Origin of the sequence: Pseudomonas sp. B1(2018) (genome assembly GCF_003097365.1) — a bacterium.
Lineage (GTDB): Bacteria > Pseudomonadota > Gammaproteobacteria > Pseudomonadales > Pseudomonadaceae > Aquipseudomonas > Aquipseudomonas laurylsulfatiphila.
Window position 1 is genome coordinate 66,636 of sequence record NZ_PYUK01000018.1, and the last position, 23,134, is coordinate 89,769.

Here is a 23,134-nt window from a genome sequence, read left to right on the forward strand (position 1 = left end):
ATGACTGCGAAGTTGGAAAAAGTTCTGATCGCCAACCGCGGTGAGATCGCCCTGCGGATCCTGCGCGCCTGCAAAGAGATGGGCATCAAGACCGTCGCCGTATACTCCAAGGCTGACAAGGAACTGATGCACCTGGGCCTGGCAGACGAATCCGTCTGCATCGGACCGGCATCGGCCGCCCACTCCTACCTGCACATTCCGGCAATCATTGCCGCAGCCGAAGTGACGGGCGCCACCGCCATTCACCCGGGCTACGGCTTCCTTGCGGAAAACGCCGACTTCGCCGAGCAGGTCGAGAATTCCGGCTTTGCGTTCATTGGCCCGAAAGCCGAAACCATTCGCCTGATGGGCGACAAGGTATCGGCCAAGCACGCCATGATCGCAGCTGGCGTACCGACCGTTCCGGGTTCTGACGGCCCGCTGCCGGAAGACGAAGAAACCGCTCTGCGTATTGGTCGCGAAGTGGGTTACCCGGTGATCATCAAGGCCGCTGGCGGCGGTGGTGGTCGCGGCATGCGCGTTGTGCACAAGGAAGAAGACCTGATTTCCTCGGCGAAACTGACCCGCTCCGAAGCCGGTGCGGCGTTCGGCAACCCAATGGTCTATCTGGAAAAATTCCTGACCAACCCACGCCACGTGGAAGTCCAGGTTCTTTCCGATGGCCAGGGCCAGGCTATCCATCTGGGCGACCGCGATTGCTCGCTGCAACGTCGTCACCAGAAGGTTCTGGAAGAAGCGCCGGCACCGGGCATCGACGAACAGGCCCGCCAGGAAGTTCTGGCTCGCTGCGTCAAGGCGTGCATCGACATCGGTTACCGTGGCGCGGGCACTTTCGAGTTCCTGTACGAAAACGGTCGTTTCTACTTCATCGAGATGAACACTCGTGTCCAGGTAGAGCACCCGGTTTCGGAAATGGTCACCGGCATCGACATCGTCAAGGAGATGCTCAGCATCGCCGCCGGCAACAAGCTGTCGTTCACCCAGGATGACGTGGTCATCCGCGGTCACGCGCTGGAATGCCGGATCAACGCCGAAGACCCGAAAACCTTCATGCCGAGCCCTGGCACGGTCAAGCATTTCCACGCTCCAGGCGGCAATGGCGTTCGCGTCGACTCGCACCTGTACAGTGGTTATGCCGTTCCGCCGAACTACGATTCGTTGATCGGCAAGCTGATCACCTACGGCGCAACCCGTGACGAAGCCATGGCGCGCATGCGCAATGCGCTGGACGAGATCGTGGTTGACGGGATCAAGACCAACATCCCGCTGCACCGCGACCTGACCCGCGATGAAGGCTTCTGCAAAGGGGGCGTGAACATTCACTACCTCGAGCACAAGCTGGCTGGCGAGAAGCACTAAGCTTCAGCTGGTACACGACAAAGCCGCCTTCGGGCGGCTTTGTTGTATCTGGGCATTTCATCAGATAGATGGCCTTGCACAATCCCTGTGGGAGCGGGCTTGCCCGCGAAGACGTCGGCACATCCGACATCAATGCGACAGACAGTACGCATTCGCGAGCAAGCCCGCTCCCACAGGCACAGCGGACTCCCACAAACCCCCCGCTCTCGCGTAAACTTGCGTCCTTCTCGCAGCCCGCCAGGCTGCAATCAACATTTTTCAAAGGTGCCCGCCATGCCTTGGCTGCAAGTACGTCTCGCCATCAGCCCAGAACAAGCCGAAACCTATGAAGACGCTTTCCTTGAAGTGGGCGCCGTGTCGGTGACGTTCATGGACGCCGAAGACCAGCCGATCTTCGAGCCGGAACTCAATACCACTCCGCTGTGGTCGCACACGCACCTGCTGGCCCTGTTCGAAGGTGGCACCGAGCCGGGCCCGGTACTGGCCCACCTGGAGCTGCTGACCGGCAGCCCGCTGCCTGAACACCACAGCGAAGTCATCGAAGACCAGGATTGGGAACGCAGCTGGATGGACGGATTCCAGCCGATGCGTTTCGGCCAGCGCCTGTGGATCGTGCCGAGCTGGCACGCCGCACCGGAACCTGACGCAGTGAACCTGTTGCTTGATCCGGGCCTGGCGTTCGGCACCGGCACCCACCCGACCACCGCACTGTGCCTGGAATGGCTCGACGGCCAGGACCTGAAAGACTGCAACGTACTGGACTTCGGCTGCGGCTCGGGGATCCTGGCGATCGCCGCGCTGTTGCTGGGCGCCAGGGAAGCCGTGGGCACCGACATCGACGTGCAGGCGCTGGAAGCCTCCCGCGACAACGCCGGGCGCAACAACATCGCCGATCACCTGTTCCCGCTGTACCTGCCGCAAGACCTGCCACAAGTGCAGGCCGACGTGCTGGTGGCCAATATCCTCGCCGGCCCGCTGGTTTCCCTGGCGCCGCAGCTGTCCGGTCTGGTCAAGTCGGGCGGTCGCCTGGCGCTGTCGGGCATCCTCGCCGAACAGGGTGACGAAGTCGCTGCCGCCTACGCCAAGGACTTCGATCTGGATCCGATCGCCAATCGCGATGGCTGGGTGCGCATCACTGGCCGTCGGCGCTAGAATGGCCGCCTGCATAATCCGGAACGCCGCATGACCGATAGCTTCGTCACTCAGTGCCCGCATTGCCAAACCAGCTTCCGCGTCAGCCATGCCCAATTGAGCGTGGCTCGCGGCGTGGTTCGCTGCGGCTCCTGCCTGCAGGTGTTCAATGCCGCCAGGCAGTTGCTTGAGCAGGCCGGCAAGGAGCCACCGGTAGCGGCGCCGCTAGCGCCTGTGCAGCCTGCCGAACCGCTTGAGGCATCGGCACCGCGCGCCATCAGCCAAAAGCAATGGAGCGCGACCGAACTGGACCTGGACAGTCTCGACCTCGACGAAGAACTCGCCCGGCTCGAACAGCGGGAAATCCAGCCCGCCACCGAGCTCGGCCGCCATCGCGACGACTCGCTGAGCGCCCGCCGCGACAGCACCGGGCAGGATGACGAGGAGCCGTGGTCCGACAGCCTGTTCAGTGAGTCGGCGGCCGATCGTGCGCAAGTCGACGAACCGTTCGACCACCTAGAAACGCCAGAGCCGACGGTCGAACCGGGCAAAACCTCGCGCACCGAACCTTCGCTGACCCTGGAACCGGTCGATCTCGACGACGAACTGCAACCACCCCAGTTGCGCTTGCACGACCCACTCGATGCGCCGCTGCACCACGAACGCCTTTCGGCCGCCGACGAGAACGGACTCGACGACAACCTGCCCTCGATCGAACCGCTACGCAAGCGCCGCGAGACGGGCCCGCGTGCCGAAGTGCTGCAAGACCTGACCGACGACCCGCTGCAACTGGACTGGCAAAAACGCCGCTCGCCCTGGGGCCGACGGCTGTTGTGGTTGCTGCTGGTGCTGATCGCCGCTGGCGCGCTCGCCGGCCAGTACATCGCCTACCATTTCGACGAACTGGCGCGACAGGATCAATATCGCCCGTGGTTCCAGCAACTGTGCCCGCAAATCGGCTGCACCGTGCCCTCCAAGGTCGACATTGCAAAAATCAAAAGCAGCAACCTGGTGGTGCGCAGCCATCCCGAATTCAATGGCGCGCTGGTGGTCGATGCGATCATCTATAACCGCGCACCCTTTTCCCAGCCCTTCCCGCTGCTGGAATTGCGCTTCGCCGACCTCAATGGCCATCTGATCGCCAGTCGCCGCTTCAAACCCGGCGAGTACCTCAATGGCGATCTCGAAGGCATGGCGGAAATGCCTCCGCAGACGCCGATCCACATCGCCCTGGACATTCTCGACCCCGGCGCCAAGGCCGTGAACTACAGTCTGAGCTTCCACTCTCCGGAGTGAAACGCTTCATCGTTCCCCGATTGAAGTCGGCTTTCTGACTCCCCCTGGCCAACCAAACCACGGGTAATAACAGAATAACTGTTCAGATTTTGTTCAATTCAGCCTTTATCCAGTCATCGAGAGCGGGTATCATGCCAACCCTTTTTCGAACTCTCATGATCCGGCCCCACAACAGGGAAGTCCTATGTCGGCGGTACGCATCGGCCCATACACATTACATAACAGCTTGATTCTCGCCCCCATGGCGGGTGTCACCGACCAGCCCTTTCGTCAGCTGTGCAAGCGCTTGGGCGCGGGACTGGTCGTCTCGGAAATGGTCACCAGCGACATGAGTCTGTGGAACACCCGCAAGTCGCGCATGCGCATGATCCATACAGGTGACCCCGAGCCACGCTCGGTACAGATCGCCGGTGGGGACGCACAGATGCTGGCGGACGCTGCCCGTGCCAACGTTGAAATGGGCGCGCAGATTATTGACATCAACATGGGCTGCCCGGCCAAGAAAGTCTGCAACAAGGCTGCCGGTTCTGCACTGTTGAAGGATGAAACCCTGGTAACCGAGATCCTGCAGGCCGTCGTGGCTGCGGTCGATGTGCCGGTTACCCTGAAGATCCGGACCGGCTGGGACCGGGACAACAAGAACGGCCTGACGGTGGCGAAGATCGCCGAGCAGGCAGGCATTACGGCGCTGGCAGTGCATGGCCGCACCCGTGCCGACCTGTATACCGGTGAGGCCGAGTACGACACCATCGCCGCGATCAAGCAGGCGGTGTCGATCCCGGTCTTCGCCAACGGCGATATCGATTCGCCGGAAAAAGCCCGGTACGTGCTCGACGCGACCGGTGCCGATGGTTTGTTGATTGGCCGGGCTGCCCAGGGGCGGCCATGGATTTTTCGCGAGATCGACCATTTCCTGCGTACCGGCGAGAAACTCCCGGCGCTGGAACTGATCGAGGTGGAACGCATCCTGCTAGAGCATCTGGCTGCCCTGCACGCCTTTTATGGCGATGTCATGGGTGTACGCATTGCTCGAAAGCATGTGGGCTGGTATCTCGCAACCCTGCCGGGCGCCAGGGAGTTTCGCGCCCACTTCAATCGTTTGGATGGTACGGATACACAATGCGCCAACGTTCGGGCGTTTTTCGCCGAGCGTTACAAGAGCCTGACAGGGGACGGAGAGTGGGTGGCCGCATGACGATGATGACCGAGACTTTAGTGAGTGGAACAACACCCGTGAGCGACAACGTGAATTTGAAACAGCACCTCAATACACCGAGCGAAGAGGGCCAGACCCTTCGCGGGAGTGTCGAGAAGGCGCTGCACAATTATTTCGCCCACCTTGAGGGCGCTGCCGTCACTGATGTGTACAACCTGGTGCTCTCCGAAGTCGAGGCTCCCCTGCTCGAGTGCGTGATGAACTACGTCAAGGGCAACCAGACCAAGGCCAGCGAGATGCTCGGACTGAACCGGGGCACGCTGCGCAAGAAACTCAAGCAGTACGATTTGCTGTAAGCATTCAATCAAACCAGAAAGGCGCCCGCGTAAAACCGGTCGCCTTTTTTGCTGACTTCCTTTGCTTTTGATGGAAATTGAGATGACCGACCAGACTACCCGCCTGCCGATCCGCCGCGCCTTGATCAGCGTTTCCGACAAGACCGGGATCCTCGAATTCGCCAAGGAGCTTGAAGCCCTGGGCGTCGAGATCCTCTCCACCGGCGGGACGTTCAAGCTGCTGCAGGACAACGGCGTTGCCGCAGTGGAAGTCGCGGATTACACCGGTTTCGCCGAAATGATGGACGGCCGGGTGAAAACCCTGCACCCGAAAATCCACGGCGGGATCCTCGGTCGTCGCGGCATCGACGACGCGATCATGAACGAACACGGCATCAAGCCGATCGATCTGGTCGCGGTCAACCTGTACCCGTTCGAAGCCACCATCAACAAGCCAGGCTGCGACCTGCCGACCGCCATCGAGAACATCGACATCGGCGGCCCGACCATGGTTCGTTCGGCCGCGAAAAACCATAAAGACGTAGCGATCGTGGTGAATGCCAGCGATTACGCCAGCGTCCTGGAAAACCTCAAGGCCGGCGGCCTGACCTACGCTCAGCGCTTCGACCTGATGCTCAAGGCATTCGAACACACCGCCGCCTACGACGGCATGATCGCCAACTACATGGGCACCGTGAACCAGGCGGCCGACACCCTGAGCACAGAAGGCCGCAGCGAATTCCCGCGCACCTTCAACAGTCAGTTCATCAAGGCCCAGGAAATGCGCTACGGCGAGAACCCGCACCAGAGCGCGGCGTTCTACGTGGAAGCCAAGCCTGCCGAAGTCGGCATCGCCACCGCAACCCAGTTGCAAGGCAAGGAACTGTCGTACAACAACGTGGCCGACACAGACGCCGCGCTGGAATGCGTGAAGAGCTTCGTCAAGCCGGCTTGCGTGATCGTCAAGCACGCCAACCCGTGCGGCGTGGCTGTCAGCCCTGACGCCGAAGGCGGCATCCGCAAGGCCTACGACCTGGCCTACGCCACCGACACCGAATCCGCCTTCGGCGGGATCATCGCCTTCAACCGCGAACTGGACGCCGAGACCGCCAAGGCCATCGTCGAGCGCCAGTTCGTCGAAGTGATCATTGCCCCGAGCGTCAGCGAAGAAGCCCGCGCCATTGTTGCCGCCAAAGCCAACGTACGCCTGCTGGCCTGCGGCGAGTGGTCGGCTGATCGCGCCGCTGCCTGGGACTACAAACGCGTCAACGGTGGCCTGCTGGTGCAGAGCCGCGACATCGGCATGATCGGCGCCGACGACCTGAAAGTGGTGACCAAGCGCGCACCGACCGAACAGGAAATCAACGACCTGATCTTCGCCTGGAAAGTCGCCAAGTACGTGAAATCCAACGCCATCGTCTACGCCAAGAATCGCCAGACCATCGGTGTCGGCGCCGGCCAGATGAGCCGCGTGAATTCCGCGCGCATTGCTGCCATCAAGGCTGAACATGCCGGTTTGCAGGTAGCCGGTTCGGTGATGGCTTCCGACGCATTCTTCCCGTTCCGCGACGGTCTGGACAATGCGGCCAAGGCAGGCGTGACTGCCGTGATCCAGCCAGGCGGCTCGATGCGTGATGCTGAAGTGATTGCTGCGGCCGACGAAGCCGGCATCGCCATGGTCTTCACCGGCATGCGCCACTTCCGTCACTGATACACCGCTCCCTCTGTGTAGGAGCTGTGTAGGAGCTGCCGAAGGCTGCGATCTTTTGATCTTGCTTTCAAAGATCAAAAGATCGCAGCCTTCGGCAGCTCCTACACGGTACACAGCGGTTTAGCAGCGCCCCACAGAATCTTGAGGTTTTTGAAATGAATGTTTTGATCATTGGCAGCGGTGGCCGTGAACACGCCCTGGCCTGGAAAGTGGCTCAGGATCCGCGCGTGCAGAAAGTGTTCGTGGCGCCGGGCAACGCCGGTACCGCCATCGAAGCCAAGTGCGAGAACGTCGCCATCGACGTGCTGGCGCTTGAGCAACTGGCGGATTTTGCCGAGAAAAACGTTTCCCTGACCATCGTCGGCCCTGAAGTGCCGCTGGTTGCCGGTGTTGTGGACCTGTTCCGCAGCCGCGGCCTCGACTGCTTCGGCCCGACCGCTGGCGCTGCGCAGCTGGAAGGTTCGAAAGCCTTCACCAAGGACTTCCTGGCTCGCCACAAGATCCCGACTGCCGACTACCAGAACTTCACCGAAATCGAGCCGGCCCTCGCCTACCTGCGTGAAAAAGGCGCTCCGATCGTGATCAAGGCCGACGGCCTGGCCGCCGGTAAAGGCGTGATCGTCGCCATGACCCTGACCGAAGCCGAAGACGCCGTGCGCGACATGCTGGCGGGCAATGCCTTTGGCGATGCGGGTTCGCGCGTGGTCATCGAAGAGTTCCTGGACGGCGAAGAAGCCAGCTTCATCGTCATGGTCGACGGCAAGAACGTACTGCCGATGGCCACCAGCCAGGACCACAAACGCGTCGGTGACGGCGACACCGGTCCGAACACCGGCGGCATGGGTGCTTACTCCCCGGCGCCAGTGGTCACCGCCGACGTGCACAAGCGCGTCATGGACCTGGTGATCTGGCCGACCGTGCGCGGCATGGCCGAGGAAGGCAACGTCTACACTGGCTTCCTGTACGCCGGCCTGATGATCGACAAGGCTGGTAACCCAAAAGTCATCGAATTCAACTGCCGTTTCGGCGACCCTGAAACCCAGCCGGTGATGCTGCGCCTGCAGTCGAGCCTGGTGTTGCTGGTCGAAGCCGCCCTGGCCCAGGCGCTGGATAAAGTGGAAGCGCAATGGGATCCACGTCCGAGCGTCGGCATCGTTCTGGCCGCTGGCGGCTATCCTGGTGACTACGCCAAGGGCACAGCCATCAAGGGGCTGGATGCAGCTGCCGCACTGGAAGGCAAGGTTTTCCACGCAGGTACGGCGCTCAAGGACGGTCAGGTAGTCACCGCCGGTGGTCGTGTGTTGTGCGCCACAGCCATGGGTGCCAGCGTCGACGCTGCACAGCAGCAGGCCTACAAGCTGGCGGCAACGATTGACTGGGAAGGCTGTTTCTATCGCAAGGACATTGGCTACCGCGCCATTGCCCGCGAGCGTGGCGAAAGCCAGGAATAAGGTAGACACCGCACCAGGCAATGAACACGGTTCATTGCCTGGCTATTCCGGCGCCGCGCATCGTTATATTCTGGCATCAACCTAACGAAGGGATTTCGCCGTGCGCTGGCTCAGGATTGCCATAAGCTTAACCGTCACATTGCTGACCCTGCTCTGCATGCTACCGGCCCAGGCCGCGCAAGGCAGTGGCTGGGCGGTATTGCTCGACGAACAGGGCGACCTGCAACTGAGCGACATCCGTTCCGCACGCTACACCAATCAATTCAGCCCCATCGAACTCGACCGCATTACCGCGGCTGAACCCGATGGCGCGCTATGGTTGCGATTCAAGCTTGCACCGGGCAAGCACGAACAGGTGCTGCGATTGTTCGCGCCTGACCTGCGCCAGTTCAACATGTACGTACTGGACGGCGACAAGCTGATCGACCAATCCAGCACAGGCAACGAACAACCCCAATCCGAGCGTCCATTGCCCAGCAGCGACTTCATGCTGCCCCTGCCGCAAAGCGACAGCCCCCTGGACATCTACCTGCGACTGGCCTCCGATCACCAGTTACGCCCCTACATCACTCTGCAATCGGCGGTCATCGCGGCTGCCAACCAGAACCAGACGCTGATCTATGGCCTGCTGTTCGGTTGCATCGCCATGCTGATCCTGCACAACCTCATCCGCTACGCCTACACCCGCTCGCACAGCGCCCTCTGGCTGGCAGCGTGCGAAGGGCTGTTGATGCTCAGCCTGCTGCTGTTGCTGAACCTCGCTGGCCCCTGGCTACCGGACTGGCACGCACTGCAAACACCGGGGGCTTACCTGGCATTGCTGTTGACGGCGCCCTGCGGCCTGATGCTTGCCTATCGCTTCTTCTCCCCGCTCGGGCCGCACCCGCTGAACCGGTTGCTGCTCGGCGAGGTCCTGCTGATCACCGCCTGCGGCCTGATGCTGCTGTTCGTCAATACCTTGCCGCTGAACTTCATTACCTACGGCCTGGTAGCCCTGGCTGGCCTGACCATGCTGTTCATCAGCGCCTATCACTGGCAAAAAGGCTATCGCCCGGCTCGTCTCTTCGTGGCGGCCATGGTGGTGTTCAACCTCGGCACCCTCGTCATCCTGCCTGCGCTGTTGGGGCTGACCCTGGTCGAACCCCATGGCCTGATCACCACCTTGCTGGTGTTCATCTGCATCAGCGGCCTGCTGATGAGCATCGCGTTGAGCGAGCGCCAGCGCCGCATCACCGAAGACCGCTTCAGCATCAGCCGCGACCTGGCGGCCAGCAATGCCGAGATCAATGCCAAGGCCGAGTTCCTGGCGAAGATCAGCCATGAAATCCGCACCCCGATGAACGGCGTTCTCGGCATGACCGAGCTGCTGTTGGGCACACCGCTGTCGGTCAAGCAACGCGACTATGTGCAGACGATCCACAGCGCCGGTAACGAGTTGCTGACACTGATCAACGAAATCCTCGACATTTCCAAACTCGAATCCGGGCAGATCGAGCTGGACGATGTGCAGTTCGACCTCAACGCGCTGATCGAAGACTGCCTGAGTATCTTCCGCGCCAAGGCCGAGCAGCAAAACGTCGAGTTGATCAGCTTCATCCAGCCGCAAGTGCCACGGGTGATCAGCGGTGACCCGACACGCCTGCGCCAGACCCTGTTGAGCCTGCTCGAAAACGCCCTGAAAAAAACCGATGAAGGCGAAATCCTGATCGTCGTGGCGCTCGACGAACGCAACGCCAAACCGCGCCTGCGTATCGCCGTGCAGGACAGCGGCGAGCCGATGGACGCCGAAGAACGCGACGCCCTGATGCATGCCGAACTGCACAGCCGGCATTTTCTGTCGGCCACCCACCTGGGCGGCAACCTGGGCCTGGTGATTGCCCGGCAACTGATACGCTTGATGCAAGGGGAATTCGGCATCAAGAGTGGCAGCAACCAGGGCAGCACCCTGTGGCTGACCCTGCCGCTGGATCCGGATCGCCTCGAGCACCCGACCTCCGACCTCGACGGCCCGCTGCAAGGTGCACGGGTATTGGTGGTGGACGACAACGACACCTGTCGCAAGGTGCTGGTGCAGCAATGCAGCGCCTGGGGCCTGAACGTCAGCGCTGCGCCTTCCGGCAAGGAAGCGCTGGCACTGCTGCGCACCAAGGCGCATTTGCGCGATTACTTCGATGTGGTCCTGCTGGACCAGAACATGCCCGGCATGACCGGCATGCAACTGGCGGCCAAGATCAAGGAAGACCCGAGCCTGAACCATGACATCCTGCTGATCATGCTCACCGGCATCAGCAATGCGCCGAGCAAGATCATTGCGCGCAACTCCGGGATCAAGCGCATCCTCGCCAAACCGGTGGCCGGCTACACCCTCAAGACCACCCTGGCCGACGAACTGACCCAACGCAACAAAGGCCAGGTCGTCACACAATCACTGCCAAGCGGCCCGCCCCCGCCGGTCAAGGTCCCCAGCGATTTCCGCATTCTGGTGGCCGAAGACAACAGCATTTCGACCAAGGTGATCCGCGGCATGCTGAGCAAGCTCAACCTGCAACCGGATACCGCCTGCAACGGCGAAGAAGCCTTGCAGGCGATGAAAGCCCAGCGTTATGACCTGGTGCTGATGGACTGCGAAATGCCGATCCTCGACGGCTTCTCGGCTACCCAGCAATTGCGTGCCTGGGAAGTCGGCAACCAGCGGGTCCGAACCCCCGTGGTGGCATTGACCGCCCACATCCTGGCCGAACACAAAGAGCGTGCGCGCCAGGCCGGCATGGACGGACACATGGCCAAGCCAGTCGAACTGTCACAACTGCGTGAGTTGATCGAACACTGGGTCGCCCAGCGTGACCAGCAGAATCGCGCAACGACCCAAACGTCCTGAGCCGACAGACTGCACAACCCCTGATAGACTCCCCCTCGACTTCCCTCGCCAGTGAGCCCGGCACCATGCTCCATGTGTTGTTCAGCGTTTACCTGAAGATGCTGGTGCTCTACAGCCCATTCTTCGTATTGTCCTGCTTCATCAGCCTGACCCGTGGTTATTCGCGCAAGGAACAGCGACGACTGGCCTGGAAAGTGGCGGTCGCCACACTGGTCTCCAGTGTGCTGCTGTACTTGTTCGGCCGAGTGATTTTCAGTGTTTTCGGCATTACCGTGGACGCATTCCGCATCGGCGCCGGTAGCGTCCTGTTCATCTCGGCACTGGGGATGGCACAAGGCAAATCGGCGGTACAGACCGACAACGTGCAGCAGGATGTGACCATCGTCCCGCTGACCATTCCACTGACCGTCGGCCCCGGCACCATCGGTGCGTTACTGGTGATGGGCGTGAGTCAGCCGCATTGGGACGACAAACTCACCGCCATTGTCGGCATTGCCATGGCCAGTTTTACCGTGGGCGTGGTGCTGTTTTTGTCCGGTCGAATCGAGCGCATTCTCGGTGATCAGGGATTACAGATCGTCAGCCGTTTGATGGGGCTTTTCGTTTGCGCACTGGCGGCGCAGATCATCTTCACCGGGGTGAGAGGCTACCTGGTGCCTTGAAGCGGCGGCTTGGCCGAACCCGAAAACAAGGCCCTGTGCATCAATCACAGGGCCTTGTCTTTTATTACGTGCACAGCCTTTGAGTCAGGACTGGAGTTTGCGCACGAAGACCTTGTTTGAATAAGCTTCGATTTTTTCGTGGACCCGTTTACGGTAGTTTTCAAACGCCCGTCGGTCGAACACAAACACCCCGCCACCGGGAATGATCGCCAGCTCTCGATCGAACTCGCTCCACAGGAAAAAGTCACTTTCAATCACGGTCGCGCTGTAGCGCAAGCCCAGCAGACAGACGACCACTTCACCCGAGTCGAGCCGCTCGCAAGGTGCGCACTTGAGGATACCCGAGCCGCCATTGGCAACATTGCCGCGAAAGAAGTCCCAGGCAAACTCATCCAGCCGCAATGCCTGATAGGTGTCCTCGAGAAGCTGGCTCAAACGCTCCACGCCCAGGTCGCCGATCATGCTGTAACTGGCACCGAGCAATTGTCGGACACTCGTGACCCGGATCGGATCGGCTGGAACGATGGTCTTGAGCCTGTATCCCGCCTTGATCAATCGCCCTTGAAAATAATCGAACCAGGCCTTCCTCGACACCTGGCCAGGGTATTTCTCATTAGCCGCCAGTTCCGCGTACAACAGGCAATCCTGTATATCCTCCTGATCTTGCGAACTTACCTGCTGGGTAAAGGACAACAGGCAACCACCCACGACGACAGCATTAACAGACGCCGGCATATTCACCCCATACAGTCAGTGCTTTAATCGGTTAAATTGATCAAAGCCTGCCCGACTTATTGACCTGTCAATTGTTTGAAAAGACCATCGGCAAATTCGTCGTTATAGGCATATACCATGCTCTTCTTCCGCTCGAAGGCACGTCGATTAAACTTTCGCACGCCGGCGCCCTGGAAAACTTGCAAACCTTGAGTCTTGTAAGTCACGAATAAAAAGTTGCCGTTGTATTCCTTGTCCACCAAGTCCAAGCCACCCATCAACATGGACATGCCACCGCCTGGTGTCGTAATGCACGGCACAGCCTTGAAGCTGATGACATCGTTTTTCTTGCTGCCAGCATCGACAATCTTCAATGCATCCTTATCGCCTTTGAGCGTGCTGAAACCCGACGCCACCAGGTTCAGGACGCTGCTTGCCCCACCGGAAACAACGGTCTCAAGCACTTGCAAAATGGCTTCATTCATCGTGATGGTGAGCTTTTTGCTGACGTATTTCTTGTAGGTGAAGCTTTCCGTCACCCAGCCCACCGCCAACAATGCCTCGTTGTACTTCTTGTAGCGGTCTTCGTTGCTGGTTTCGTTGGGCAGGCGCCGGACCACCGCTTCGGCAAACTGCTGGCAGTCCAGTGCATCCTGCCTGTCCTCCTCCGAAAGCGCCTGGTCGAACACCACCAGCGAGGGGCCTACTACCGAAGCCCCTAAACCTTTCGCTGACGAGTCACCCGATACTGCGCCCAGGGTCGAGGTGGAACGCCTGGTTCGCGCCCGTGGCACGACGTTTTCAAGTTCTGCCGCAATGCCTTCGAAATACTTATCCTGCAAGGCATCATCAAATGCGACCTGAGCCACTGAATAATCTTTTATATCGACCATTTAAATCTCCATTTAATCAATAAGCCGCTTCATGCGACCCGCTGAAAACTAAAGCGAAGAATTGAGTCGGTCAAAGTAAAAACACTCAGGACTTATTTCAGGAGTTACTAGATAACAAAAAGGCCCGCGACAACTTTCGTCAATCGCAGGCCCTATCGTTAGTTATTGCCTTGAACATCGGCGACTTTGAACAAAGCCGCTTTTACTCAGATGGCTGGCTTGCTTGGGTACCAGCGCGGCGTGTACACCCAATCACCGCCGTCGACCCGCGGAAAAACACAGGTCAGGGATGAGCCGATCAATACCATCGTGCGCATATCAACCTGATCGGGAGTCAATTGGCCAAGAGTCGTGACGCGCAGTGTCTGACCGGGCCGGCCAATGTCCCGCCCCAACACGACAGGTGTTTGCGGCATACGGTGCCGGGCGACGATTTCAAGCGCCTGGCCCAGTTGCCATGGCCGCGAACGGGAAATCGGGTTGTAGAACGCCAGGGCCAGATCGGCTTGAGCCGCCAGGTCCAGGCGTTTTTCGATGATTGCCCAAGGCTTGAGGTTATCCGACAGCGACAGCACGCAGAAATCATGACCCAGCGGTGCGCCAGCCTGGGCGGCCGTCGCCAGGGAGGCAGAAACCCCCGGCAGAATCTCGAGATCAACGTTATGCCAATGGACGTCGGTGGCTTCATGCAGCGCTTCCAGCACCGCCGCAGCCATGGCAAAAACCCCCGGATCCCCCGAAGAAACCACCACCACCGAACGCCCTTGGGCTGCCAGTTCGAAGGCGTGGCGGGCGCGTTGCATCTCTTCGCGGTTGTCGGTGCAATGCAGCACCTGATCGGCACGAAACGGCCCGGCCATGCGCACATAGGTTTCGTAACCCAGCACGTCGGTTGCGCGGGCCAGTTCCGCCTTCACGGCCGGCACCATCAACTCAGCGGCGCCCGGCCCGAGGCCGATCACTGCCAGCCGTCCACGCGGGCGGCCGATCTGCAACGGGTCCAATGGCTGCTCTGCCACCGCAATGGCAACGGTGTCGTTACCCAGCATGGAAACGGGCTGGGCTATGGCAGTACTCAGACGTTCGCCAAGCACCTTCTCAGCGCTGGCAAAACGCAGCGGCACGCCCAATTCAAGCGCCGTTTCGCGCAACCCCGGGCAGGCCATTTCGGTGTCGGGAGCCAATAGGCAGGCCAGCGACGGCACGGCGATTTTTGCCTGATGCAATGCCTCGCGCACCGCCCCCGCGACGTTCACCAGCCCAGCATCCACAGCGACCACCACATTGCGCGGGTAGATCAACAATTCGTTGGCCGCGGGTGTCCGTTCGACATGACTGACATGCACCGCCAAGCGGGCCTGTGCATCTTCAGGCAACTGCGCCTGCGCCAGCCACGGGGCATCACCCTCGATGCGCAGCGTTTCACCGGCGAGCAAATCGGAAACGAAACGCTTGCCCAGTTCCAGATCGCCAAGGGCATAACCGCTGGGCGGGTTGAGCAGACAAGTGCCAAAACGCAACTCGCCGCTGGTGGTGATCGCCGCAGCGACTTCAAGCGCAGCGGCAATCTCCCGCGCCATCACATTCACCCCGCCGAGACCACCAAGCAGTGGAACCACGGCGCTGCCGTCTTCGGCCACAGCCAATACCGGTGGCTCGGCGCCCTTTTCCAGCAACAACGGCGCCAGCGTGCGGATCACAATCCCGGCGGCGCACAGGGCAATCACCGGTGTGCCCTGTTGATAGAGCTCGCGCAGGGTCGCACCGAATTCGTGATAGACCCGGTCCGCGCCGTCAACCCGTTCAGCCAGGCCGTGGATCAGCGCATCGGGATAAAGTTGTTGAATCCTGCGCGCGGTCGCGAGGCTGCCATTGCCGAGAATGACAATCGCCGGAACTGGACGGGTCATCAGCCTTGCCACCTTTCACCGGGAACGATGATCAACGAGAAGTACGGCGAAGACATCGGCTCGACCTGGTCCAGCGGCACGATCTTCTGATTGGCCATGGTCGCGCGTTCGACGTACAGCGCACGCTCGGCCAGGCCGAGCTCTTCCAGCACCTGGCGGACCTTGGGAAAGTTGCGTCCCAGTTTCATGATCACCGCCGCATCGGCATCGGCCAGGCGACGCTTGAGTTCGTCGTGCGGCAGCACACCGGACAACACCGACAGACTCTGATTGCGATACACCAGCGGCGCACCGAGCACCGAGGCACCACCGAGCATCGAGCACACGCCAGGCACGACTTCAGCCTGATAACGCTGGGCGAGCCGGTCGTGCAGGTACATGTAGGAGCCGTAGAAGAACGGGTCGCCCTCGCAGATCACCGCCACATCGCGGCCTGCGTCGAGATGCGCGGCCAGTTCTGCGGCAGCGTCATCGTAGAAGTCGCTGATCACTTGCTCGTAGGACAACGGCGCCGGCAAGGCTTCGGTGGTCACCGGGTACACCAGTGGCAACAAATTCTGTGCGTCCTGCAGGTGGGCCTCGATGATACCGAAGGCGTTGCCCTTCTTGCCCTTGGCGACGAAGTACGCCACTACAGGCGACTCGCGCAGCAACCGCAGCGCCTTGACGGTAATCAGTTCCGGATCACCGGGACCGACACCAAGGCCGATCAAACGTCCAGGTTGCTGCATCATTCGATCTCCGTGGCGAGGGCATTGACGGCGGCGGCGGCCATGGCACTACCGCCCAGGCGACCCTGCATGATGACAAACGGCACGCCACGGCTGTCAGCCGCCAGCGCTGCCTTGGATTCGGCGGCGCCGACGAAACCCACAGGGAAGCCGAGGATCAGCGCCGGTTTCGGCGCACCGGCGTCGAGCATTTCCAGCAAATAGAACAGCGCCGTCGGGGCGTTGCCGATGACCACCACGCTACCCTCCAGATGGGGACGCCACAGTTCCAGCGCAGCGGCTGAGCGGGTGTTGCCCAACTCACGGGCCAGTTCCGGAACGCTTTCGTCGCGCAAGGTGCAGATCACCGGATTGTTCGCCGGCAACCGCGCGCGGGTCACGCCTTCGGAGACCATTCGCGCATCGCACAAAATCGGCGCGCCGGCCGCCAGCGCATCACGCCCGGCCTTGCCCGCCCCTTCGGAAAACTGCAAACCGTCGATGGCCTCGACCATGCCGCAGGCGTGGATCACACGGACTGCGAGTTTCTCCAGATCGGCCGGAATTCGGTCGAGGTTGGCCTCGGCGCGAATGATCGCGAAGGAGTTGCGATAGATCTCCTGACCGTCGCGGATGTAATCAAGCATCAAGGGGGCTCCGTGAGTGGGCGTCGAGCAAGGCCGCGACCGCTTCAATAGTAAGGTTGTGTGCGTGCAGCGCGCCGAAACCCGGCTGCGCTGCATCGCGAAAATAGAGATCGTAGTGACCGGGGGCGACGGCCAGCAAGGTGACGGGCGCCGTATGCGCGGCGGCACAGGAACGCGCGCACCCGCTCAAATGCACGCTCGGCGTTTGCCCGTGACGTTGCAGCAATGTGGCCAGTTGCAGGGCATCGCCCTTGGTCTCGGCCAGGCCTTTACCGCAGCCGTTTGAACCGGTGCAGGCGATCAACCGGGACAATGGCTGATCGGCATCGCACTGCAAGCCCAGACAGTGCAACTGCCGAATGACCTCGGCGGCGTCTTCCGCGCGGATATTGGGCAATAGCAGGCTTTGCCAAGGCGTGAAGCGCAGACTGGCATCACCGAACTCCCGTGCCAGTTGTGCCGCACCCCGCAGCATCGCCGGATCGAGCCGTCCCAATGGCGGGACAGCCCCTACATAGACAACACCGGATTCGGCCTGGGGATGCGCACCGATGTGCAAATCACTGTGCCCCCCAACCCGCTGCCAACCAACAACCGCTTGCATCGGTAATCGCTCAGCCAGCCGAAGCAAAACACCCTCGGCCGAATGCTCGGCCAGCAAATGACGCATCCGCGTCTGCTCGGGGCGCGCCAGTTCAAGGAACAACTCAAGGACCGCGACCACCAGCGCATGCCCGTCAGCGAGTGCAACCGAACCGGCGGGGCTGTCCGTCGGGCATCCCGCCAAACCGAACGCCAACCGTTGCTCGCCGCCCTGGTCAAACGCCGAAAGCCACAGGTCATGGGGATGTTCGAGCATCGCAAGGTCTTCACCGCCATCAAGCTGCACGGCGAACTTGGCACTGAGGTCGTGAAAAACTTCGTGGCTCTGCAATGTGGCAAGGATCTGCCCGGCCAGCGGCCGAGTGTCGAACAACATGCGCCGGTCGATCCCGGCACCGGGGCTGAGCATCAGGTTGCGCACATCGTCGCCAGCCGCCGTTCGCGGTCCCAGACCGGCAGCCAGCAGGCTGTCGATCAACGCCGATTGCTCGTTGCCAATGCCGCGGATCTGCAGGTTGGCCCGGTTGGTCGCCTCGATCGCTCCGCTGGCGTAACGCTCGGCTGCAGACGCCACGGCCTCGGCCTGGACGCTGTTGATCGAACCACCGTTCAACTTGATCCGACAGATGCCGCCATCCAGCGCCGGCACAATACGCAGCAACCCCGGGCAAGCCGAGGGGCGTAAGGCAGCGGACAGCGGACGTTCGTTCAAGGCGGACCCGTTCAGGTGGCGAGGCGATTCACGGCGAAAGTGCGCGGTATTATGCCTGCTTTACTTCGCCGCATGAAAAGACTCCGGTCGGGAAGAGAAGGCAGTCAGCTCAAGGAACCCGCGCTATCATGCCGCCCAACAATGTTGAACGCGTGATTGAGGAACGGCATGACACCCTGGCTGACGGTAGTAGGCATCGGCGAAGACGGTTTCAAGGGCCTGGGCAAGAACGCCCGGCATGCGCTGTTGCGCGCCGCGAAAATCTTCGGCGGCCAGCGGCATCTGGATTTGCTCCCGCCGTGCATTCGCGGCGAGCGCCAGCCGTGGCCCAGCCCCTTCTGCCTTGAGTCGCTGCTGTCGCACCGTGGCGAACCCGTTTGTGTCCTGGCCAGTGGCGATCCGATGTTCTTCGGCGTCGGCGCCAGCCTGACCCGGCAACTCCCCGCCGCCGAGATGCTGACGCTTCCCGCGCCCTCCTCCTGCTCGCTCGCCGCAGCGCGAATGGGTTGGCCCTTGCAAGACGTGGTTACCCTTTCGGTGGTGGCCCGGCCGGTCGCTGCACTCAACGCCCAGTTGTCCAGCGGTGTGCGCTTGCTGGTATTGAGCAACGACGGCCGCAGCCCCGCCGCCATCGCTGCACTGTTGCGCGAACGAGGCTTCGGTCCCAGTCGTCTCACCGTGCTGGAACACCTGGGCGGCGAAGCCGAGCGGCGTATCGACGGTATCGCCAGCGACTGGAACGATCCGCCGATTGCCGACCTGAACCTGGTCGCCATCGAATGCATCGCTGAACCGAATACACCTCGCCTGTCCCGACTGGCCGGACTGCCGGACTCCGCCTTCAAACACGATGGCCAATTGACCAAACGCGATGTGCGCGCCATCACCCTCGCACGTCTGGCCCCGATCCCCGGCGAATTGTTGTGGGATGTCGGTGCCGGCAGTGGCTCGATCGGCATCGAATGGATGCGCACCCACCCTGGTTGCCGTGCACTGGCCATCGAGGCAGATAACGGCCGTCAGGCGCTGATCGAACACAACCGCGATGCCCTTGGCGTTCCCGGCCTGCAGCTGGTTCGTGGCAGTGCGCCGCAGGCCTTGGCCGGCCTGGAGCGACCGGACGCGATTTTCATCGGCGGCGGTGTCACCCGTGAAGGCGTGCTGGATGCATGCTGGGCCGAACTCAAGCCCGGTGGCCGGCTGATTGCCAATGCGGTCACCCTGCAAAGTGAAATGACCCTGATGGCCTGGCGCGAGCAACACGGCGGAGAGCTGACGCGGATTCATATCGCGCAAGCACAGCCGCTGGGCGACTTCGACACCTGGCGTCAGGCCCTGCCGATTACCTTGCTGGACGTGACGAAGCCTTTCGATGCGTGACGAAACCGCCGAACAACCCGCCCCGCTGCGCAGTGGCCTGACCACCGGCAGTTGCGCCACCGCTACCAGCCTCGCTGCCGCACGCTTGCTGTTGGCCGGTGTAACAGCCGACGCGGTGGACATCGTGCTGCCCAAAGGCAAGCACGTGCAGATGCGCCTGGAGTTCTGCCGCCTCACCGGGGACGGTGCCGAAGCGGGAACCCTCAAGGACGCCGGAGACGATCCCGACGTGACCCATGGCGCCCTGCTCTACTCGCAGGTGCGCCTGAGCGCCGAGCCGGGGATTCGCTTCCATGCCGGTCGCGGCGTCGGCACCGTGACCCGGCCCGGACTGGTGCTGGGTGTCGGCGAACCGGCGATCAACCCGGTGCCACGCAAAATGATCGGCGACCACCTGGCCGCGCTGGCCGACGAGCTCGGTTATACCGGCGGTTTCGACGTGACGGTCAATGTCGAGAATGGCGAGGCACTGGCACTGAAAACCATGAACCCACGCCTGGGCATTCTTGGTGGACTATCGATCCTCGGCACCAGCGGCATCGTCCGGCCGTTTTCATGCGCGGCCTACATCGCCTCGATCCACCAGGGCATCGACGTGGCGAAAACCAACGGTTACCTGCACATCGCCGCCTGTACCGGCAACGCCAGCGAAGACACCATGCGCCAGGTCTACAACCTGCCGGAAATTGCCCTGATCGAAATGGGCGACTTCGTCGGTGCCGTACTCAAGCACCTGCGCAAAGTACCCGTGGACAGGCTCAGCCTGTGCGGTGGATTCGGCAAGATCAGCAAACTGGCGGCCGGGCATATGGATTTGCACAGTCGTCATTCGAGCATCGACCTGCCGCAACTGGCGCTATGGGCCGCACAGCTCGGCGCCGATACGGCATTGCAACAAAGTATCCGCGAGGCCAACACCAGTCAGCACGCACTGGCCATGGCCGCCGCAGCCGGGGTTGCCCTGGGCGACGCAGTCTGTCAGCACGCCCTGGACTTCGCCCGCAGCGTGGTGCCGGCGCAGGTTCAAGTGGAAGTCTTTGCCATCGATCGCCAGGGCGGGATTGTCGGCCATGCAGGCGCTTTCCAATGAAGCGCATCCTGTTGCTCGGCGGTGTGACCGAAGCCCTGGCCATTGCCCGCACGCTGGGGCCGCAGCACATTTACAGCCTGGCCGGTATCGGCCGGGTGCCGACGGACCTGCAATGTCAGATCCGCGTGGGAGGTTACGGCGGTGCCGAGGGTCTGGCGCAATTCATTCGTGATGAAGGTATCGAGCTGCTGGTCGACGCCACTCACCCCTACGCCGCCCAAATCAGCCAGAACGCTGCGACCGCCGCGCACTTGAGCGGTATTCCCTGCTGGGCGCTACGACGTCCGGCCTGGCAAGCCCGGGCGGGAGACGATTGGCGGGAAGTTGCCGATTGGGCCGAACTGATCGAAGCCCTGAAACCCTTCCGCCGACCGCTGTTCACCCTAGGTCGCGAGCCCCTGCAACACCTGGATGAAATTCCTGCGGAGCAATTCTGGACCCTGCGTGCGCTGGACATGTATCCGGGCAACGAACGCTGCGAAGTGATCGGCGCACGTGGGCCCTTCCTGATCGACGATGAACGTGCGTTGTTCGAGCGTCGACAGATCGACGTATTGATCAGCAAGAACAGCGGCAGCACGGCGACCGAGCCGAAGCTGGAAGTGGCGCGAGAGCGTGGAGTGCCGGTGATTGTTTTGCAGCGGCCGGTGTTGCCGGGGGTTGAGCGGGAGTTCCTGACGCTTGAGGAAATACTTGACGCGTTGTCGGTCTTCGTCCGATAGGTCAGGATCATTGGCTTGCATGATAAGTAACCTATTTGTTACCTTCAGAGCCGCCTGTGATCACACTCGAAGAATACGTTCAGGACAACGAAAAAAGCCCCTTTGGCCGCTGGTTTTCCACCTTGGATGCACAGGCAGCGCTTAAGGTATCCAGTGCGTTGCTTCGCCTGGAACTGGGAAACACATCAAACATCAAGTGGTTCGATGGTCTCGGCGAGTACCGGATCAATTGGGGGCCTGGCTACAGAATCTATCTTGTCCAAGAGGGGAAACGCCTGATCATCCTTTTTGGTGGTGGTGACAAGTCCACACAAAAAACTGACATCAAGCAGGCGAAAACACTGATAGCCGAGTTTCGATCCCGAAAAAAGACTGAACGGCACCGGAGATAACGTCATGGCGCTCACCCGAAACTACAAACACACCATCGCCGAGCGTGCCCAACGTGATCCCGAGTTCGCCCAGGCATTGTTGGACGAGGCTGCTACTCTGTTTCTTAACGGCGAACCTGAAATGGCCCGTATCATCCTGCGCGACCTGATCAACGCCACCGTAGGTTTTGAAGAACTGGCAAAGGAAACGGCAAAGCCCAGCAAAAGCCTCCACCGCATGCTGTCTGCCAAAGGCAACCCGAGCATGGACAACCTGGCTGCAATATTCGCCGTAATTCGCGCTACGCTAGGAGTAGAAATACAAGTACATGCGGTACGTGCACACTGAGTCAGTGTCTTTTTACTGCGACACCAAACCGCACGCCGCGTTTTTACTTATCGGCCCTGATCAGGCTAAATAGCCCGCGCCTGATCGCCCACCCAAACGGATTTTGTCCCATGTCCCGACAACGGCTCGCAATTGCCTGGATAGCCTGCTTCGCAGTGCTGTTCAATTTGCTCGCCATGCCGATGTCCGGAGCGATGGCGCAAACATCGAAGTCACCTGCCGAACAGTTGTTGTGGGGCAGCTTCTGCAGTTCCAGCGGCACCAGGATGGTGGCGACGTCCATCGGCGACCTTGAACAGAAAGCCCCGCAAAACGACGATCATTCCAACATGCAGCATTGCTGGTGCTGCTCGGGTTCTGCGCCATTGATGGCGTTGCCGGGGCATTCGCCACAGCTGTATTTCGCGCACTTCGAATCCAACCGAAGCCTGCCTGCCACTTCGCTCACCAGCCCGTCACCGCGCCAGCAATGGCCGAGTCTCAACCCCCGCGCGTCCCCTCTGGTGTGATTTTTTCTCGCAATTGACCTGCGTTTAAATCGTTCCGGAGAACTGCCATGTTGAACAAACTCATCGTTCTGGCTGCGTTGCTGCTGCCTGCCTGCTTTGCCAATGCCCACGAATACAAGGTCGGCACGCTGGAAATCGCCCATCCGTGGTCCCAGGAGTTGCCACCCAATGCGCCCACCGTTGCGGCGTATTTCGTGATCGACAATGAAGGCAAGACCGCCGACCGCCTGCTCAGCGTCGACACCCCCATCGCCGGCGAAGCGCAATTGCATGAGCACGTGATGCAAGGCGACATGATGAAAATGCAGCACGTACCGAGCGTGGAAGTGCCCGCCGGTGGCGAAGTCACTTTCGCACCGATGGCCTATCACGTGATGTTGCTGGGCCTCAAGGACCGCAGCCTGCTGGTCGACGGCAAGCGCTTCCCCATGACGCTGCACTTCGAGAAGGCCGGTGACGTGACGGTCGAAGTCGCGGTGCAGAAGCAGGCGCCGGACGGCATGCAGGCGCACGCGCACAATCCGTAATCGCCTGAGCTGAAAACG

Annotated in this window: 22 protein-coding genes; 16 read left to right on the plus strand and 6 right to left on the minus strand. The window is 61.1% G+C overall.

Features of this window, described 5'->3' with window-relative positions; genetic code table 11:
• From accC to C9422_RS24595, 9 genes are all read left to right on the plus strand, one after another.
• A complete protein-coding gene (accC, locus tag C9422_RS24545) occupies window positions 1-1,359 on the plus strand; it encodes an acetyl-CoA carboxylase biotin carboxylase subunit (protein ID WP_007971365.1) in 1,359 nt (452 codons plus the stop codon).
• Window positions 1,360-1,632: 273 nt separating this feature from the next.
• On the plus strand, window positions 1,633-2,511 hold the full coding sequence (gene prmA / locus C9422_RS24550; protein ID WP_007971366.1) for a 50S ribosomal protein L11 methyltransferase: 879 nt from the start codon (window positions 1,633-1,635) through the stop codon (window positions 2,509-2,511).
• A gap of 30 nt (window positions 2,512-2,541) precedes the next feature.
• The gene (locus C9422_RS24555) at window positions 2,542-3,786 is read left to right on the plus strand and encodes a DUF3426 domain-containing protein (RefSeq protein ID WP_116582444.1); all 1,245 of its coding nucleotides are present in this window, start codon (window positions 2,542-2,544) and stop codon (window positions 3,784-3,786) included.
• Window positions 3,787-3,970: 184 nt separating this feature from the next.
• Window positions 3,971-4,981, plus strand: a complete 1,011-nt coding sequence (gene dusB, locus C9422_RS24565; RefSeq protein WP_007971370.1) for a tRNA dihydrouridine synthase DusB — start codon at window positions 3,971-3,973, stop codon at window positions 4,979-4,981.
• A complete protein-coding gene (gene fis, locus C9422_RS24570) occupies window positions 4,978-5,298 on the plus strand; it encodes a DNA-binding transcriptional regulator Fis (RefSeq protein WP_015093301.1) in 321 nt (106 codons plus the stop codon). Before dusB ends, fis begins: the two co-directional genes overlap by 4 nt.
• Before the next feature lie 82 nt (window positions 5,299-5,380).
• Complete coding sequence (gene purH, locus C9422_RS24575) at window positions 5,381-6,988, plus strand: bifunctional phosphoribosylaminoimidazolecarboxamide formyltransferase/IMP cyclohydrolase (protein ID WP_015093300.1); 1,608 nt, start codon at window positions 5,381-5,383, stop codon at window positions 6,986-6,988.
• A gap of 155 nt (window positions 6,989-7,143) precedes the next feature.
• Window positions 7,144-8,439, plus strand: a complete 1,296-nt coding sequence (purD, locus tag C9422_RS24585; RefSeq protein ID WP_116582445.1) for a phosphoribosylamine--glycine ligase — start codon at window positions 7,144-7,146, stop codon at window positions 8,437-8,439.
• A 100-nt stretch (window positions 8,440-8,539) separates the two neighbouring features.
• Window positions 8,540-11,317 carry a hybrid sensor histidine kinase/response regulator gene (locus C9422_RS24590; protein ID WP_116582446.1) on the plus strand — a complete coding sequence of 926 codons (2,778 nt, stop codon included), beginning with the start codon at window positions 8,540-8,542 and terminating at the stop codon, window positions 11,315-11,317.
• A 65-nt stretch (window positions 11,318-11,382) separates the two neighbouring features.
• Window positions 11,383-11,979: a MarC family protein gene (locus tag C9422_RS24595; protein ID WP_116582447.1), complete on the plus strand. Its 597-nt coding sequence runs from the start codon at window positions 11,383-11,385 to the stop codon at window positions 11,977-11,979.
• A gap of 84 nt (window positions 11,980-12,063) precedes the next feature.
• Here C9422_RS24595 and C9422_RS24600 read toward each other — a convergent pair whose 3' ends face one another.
• The 6 genes from C9422_RS24600 to cobG all read right to left on the minus strand — a co-directional run bounded on the left by C9422_RS24600 (window position 12,064) and on the right by cobG (window position 18,168).
• The gene (locus C9422_RS24600; RefSeq protein ID WP_256590027.1) at window positions 12,064-12,615 is read right to left on the minus strand and encodes a hypothetical protein; all 552 of its coding nucleotides are present in this window, start codon (window positions 12,613-12,615) and stop codon (window positions 12,064-12,066) included.
• A 155-nt stretch (window positions 12,616-12,770) separates the two neighbouring features.
• A complete protein-coding gene (locus C9422_RS24605; protein ID WP_116582449.1) occupies window positions 12,771-13,586 on the minus strand; it encodes a hypothetical protein in 816 nt (271 codons plus the stop codon).
• Window positions 13,587-13,792: 206 nt separating this feature from the next.
• Window positions 13,793-15,496 (minus strand): precorrin-3B C(17)-methyltransferase, encoded by a 1,704-nt coding sequence (cobJ, locus tag C9422_RS24610; RefSeq protein WP_116582450.1) that lies wholly within the window; start codon window positions 15,494-15,496, stop codon window positions 13,793-13,795.
• Entirely contained in the window at window positions 15,496-16,227 is a 732-nt protein-coding gene (locus C9422_RS24615) for a precorrin-2 C(20)-methyltransferase (RefSeq protein ID WP_095964814.1), read from the minus strand. The genes cobJ and C9422_RS24615 overlap by 1 nt, the downstream gene beginning before the upstream one ends.
• Entirely contained in the window at window positions 16,227-16,853 is a 627-nt protein-coding gene (locus C9422_RS24620; protein WP_007979603.1) for a precorrin-8X methylmutase, read from the minus strand. Before C9422_RS24620 ends, C9422_RS24615 begins: the two co-directional genes overlap by 1 nt.
• Entirely contained in the window at window positions 16,846-18,168 is a 1,323-nt protein-coding gene (cobG, locus tag C9422_RS24625; protein WP_116582451.1) for a precorrin-3B synthase, read from the minus strand. The genes C9422_RS24620 and cobG overlap by 8 nt, the downstream gene beginning before the upstream one ends.
• Window positions 18,169-18,336: 168 nt before the next feature.
• Here cobG and cbiE point away from each other — a divergent pair, with 168 nt between their 5' ends.
• The 7 genes from cbiE (at window position 18,337) to C9422_RS24660 (ending at window position 23,116) form a co-directional block, all read left to right on the plus strand.
• Window positions 18,337-19,548: a precorrin-6y C5,15-methyltransferase (decarboxylating) subunit CbiE gene (cbiE, locus tag C9422_RS24630; protein WP_116582452.1), complete on the plus strand. Its 1,212-nt coding sequence runs from the start codon at window positions 18,337-18,339 to the stop codon at window positions 19,546-19,548.
• Entirely contained in the window at window positions 19,541-20,638 is a 1,098-nt protein-coding gene (locus tag C9422_RS24635) for a cobalt-precorrin-5B (C(1))-methyltransferase (protein ID WP_116582453.1), read from the plus strand. Before cbiE ends, C9422_RS24635 begins: the two co-directional genes overlap by 8 nt.
• On the plus strand, window positions 20,635-21,360 hold the full coding sequence (locus C9422_RS24640) for a cobalt-precorrin-6A reductase (protein WP_116582454.1): 726 nt from the start codon (window positions 20,635-20,637) through the stop codon (window positions 21,358-21,360). The genes C9422_RS24635 and C9422_RS24640 overlap by 4 nt, the downstream gene beginning before the upstream one ends.
• 56 nt (window positions 21,361-21,416) lie before the next feature.
• Window positions 21,417-21,752, plus strand: a complete 336-nt coding sequence (locus C9422_RS24645) for a type II toxin-antitoxin system RelE/ParE family toxin (RefSeq protein ID WP_116582455.1) — start codon at window positions 21,417-21,419, stop codon at window positions 21,750-21,752.
• A 4-nt stretch (window positions 21,753-21,756) separates the two neighbouring features.
• On the plus strand, window positions 21,757-22,080 hold the full coding sequence (locus tag C9422_RS24650) for a DNA-binding protein (protein ID WP_007979614.1): 324 nt from the start codon (window positions 21,757-21,759) through the stop codon (window positions 22,078-22,080).
• A 110-nt stretch (window positions 22,081-22,190) separates the two neighbouring features.
• Window positions 22,191-22,589: a DUF2946 domain-containing protein gene (locus tag C9422_RS24655; RefSeq protein ID WP_116582456.1), complete on the plus strand. Its 399-nt coding sequence runs from the start codon at window positions 22,191-22,193 to the stop codon at window positions 22,587-22,589.
• 47 nt (window positions 22,590-22,636) lie between these two features.
• Complete coding sequence (locus C9422_RS24660) at window positions 22,637-23,116, plus strand: copper chaperone PCu(A)C (protein WP_007979618.1); 480 nt, start codon at window positions 22,637-22,639, stop codon at window positions 23,114-23,116.
• Window positions 23,117-23,134: the final 18 nt, after the last annotated feature.

Excerpts from the sequence above, each read along its gene's own strand:
- accC (WP_007971365.1), top strand. The coding sequence starts at position 1 with ATGACTGCGAAGTTGGAAAAAGTTCTGATCGCCAACCGCGGTGAGATC.
- prmA (WP_007971366.1), top strand. The coding sequence starts at position 1,633 with ATGCCTTGGCTGCAAGTACGTCTCGCCATCAGCCCAGAACAAGCCGAA.
- C9422_RS24555 (WP_116582444.1), top strand. The coding sequence starts at position 2,542 with ATGACCGATAGCTTCGTCACTCAGTGCCCGCATTGCCAAACCAGCTTC.
- dusB (WP_007971370.1), top strand. The coding sequence starts at position 3,971 with ATGTCGGCGGTACGCATCGGCCCATACACATTACATAACAGCTTGATT.
- fis (WP_015093301.1), top strand. The coding sequence starts at position 4,978 with ATGACGATGATGACCGAGACTTTAGTGAGTGGAACAACACCCGTGAGC.
- purH (WP_015093300.1), top strand. The coding sequence starts at position 5,381 with ATGACCGACCAGACTACCCGCCTGCCGATCCGCCGCGCCTTGATCAGC.
- purD (WP_116582445.1), top strand. The coding sequence starts at position 7,144 with ATGAATGTTTTGATCATTGGCAGCGGTGGCCGTGAACACGCCCTGGCC.
- C9422_RS24595 (WP_116582447.1), top strand. The coding sequence starts at position 11,383 with ATGCTCCATGTGTTGTTCAGCGTTTACCTGAAGATGCTGGTGCTCTAC.
- C9422_RS24605 (WP_116582449.1), bottom strand. The coding sequence starts at position 13,586 with ATGGTCGATATAAAAGATTATTCAGTGGCTCAGGTCGCATTTGATGAT.
- cobJ (WP_116582450.1), bottom strand. The coding sequence starts at position 15,496 with ATGACCCGTCCAGTTCCGGCGATTGTCATTCTCGGCAATGGCAGCCTC.
- C9422_RS24615 (WP_095964814.1), bottom strand. The coding sequence starts at position 16,227 with ATGCAGCAACCTGGACGTTTGATCGGCCTTGGTGTCGGTCCCGGTGAT.
- C9422_RS24620 (WP_007979603.1), bottom strand. The coding sequence starts at position 16,853 with ATGCTTGATTACATCCGCGACGGTCAGGAGATCTATCGCAACTCCTTC.
- cbiE (WP_116582452.1), top strand. The coding sequence starts at position 18,337 with ATGACACCCTGGCTGACGGTAGTAGGCATCGGCGAAGACGGTTTCAAG.
- C9422_RS24635 (WP_116582453.1), top strand. The coding sequence starts at position 19,541 with ATGCGTGACGAAACCGCCGAACAACCCGCCCCGCTGCGCAGTGGCCTG.
- C9422_RS24640 (WP_116582454.1), top strand. The coding sequence starts at position 20,635 with ATGAAGCGCATCCTGTTGCTCGGCGGTGTGACCGAAGCCCTGGCCATT.
- C9422_RS24650 (WP_007979614.1), top strand. The coding sequence starts at position 21,757 with ATGGCGCTCACCCGAAACTACAAACACACCATCGCCGAGCGTGCCCAA.
- C9422_RS24655 (WP_116582456.1), top strand. The coding sequence starts at position 22,191 with ATGTCCCGACAACGGCTCGCAATTGCCTGGATAGCCTGCTTCGCAGTG.
- C9422_RS24660 (WP_007979618.1), top strand. The coding sequence starts at position 22,637 with ATGTTGAACAAACTCATCGTTCTGGCTGCGTTGCTGCTGCCTGCCTGC.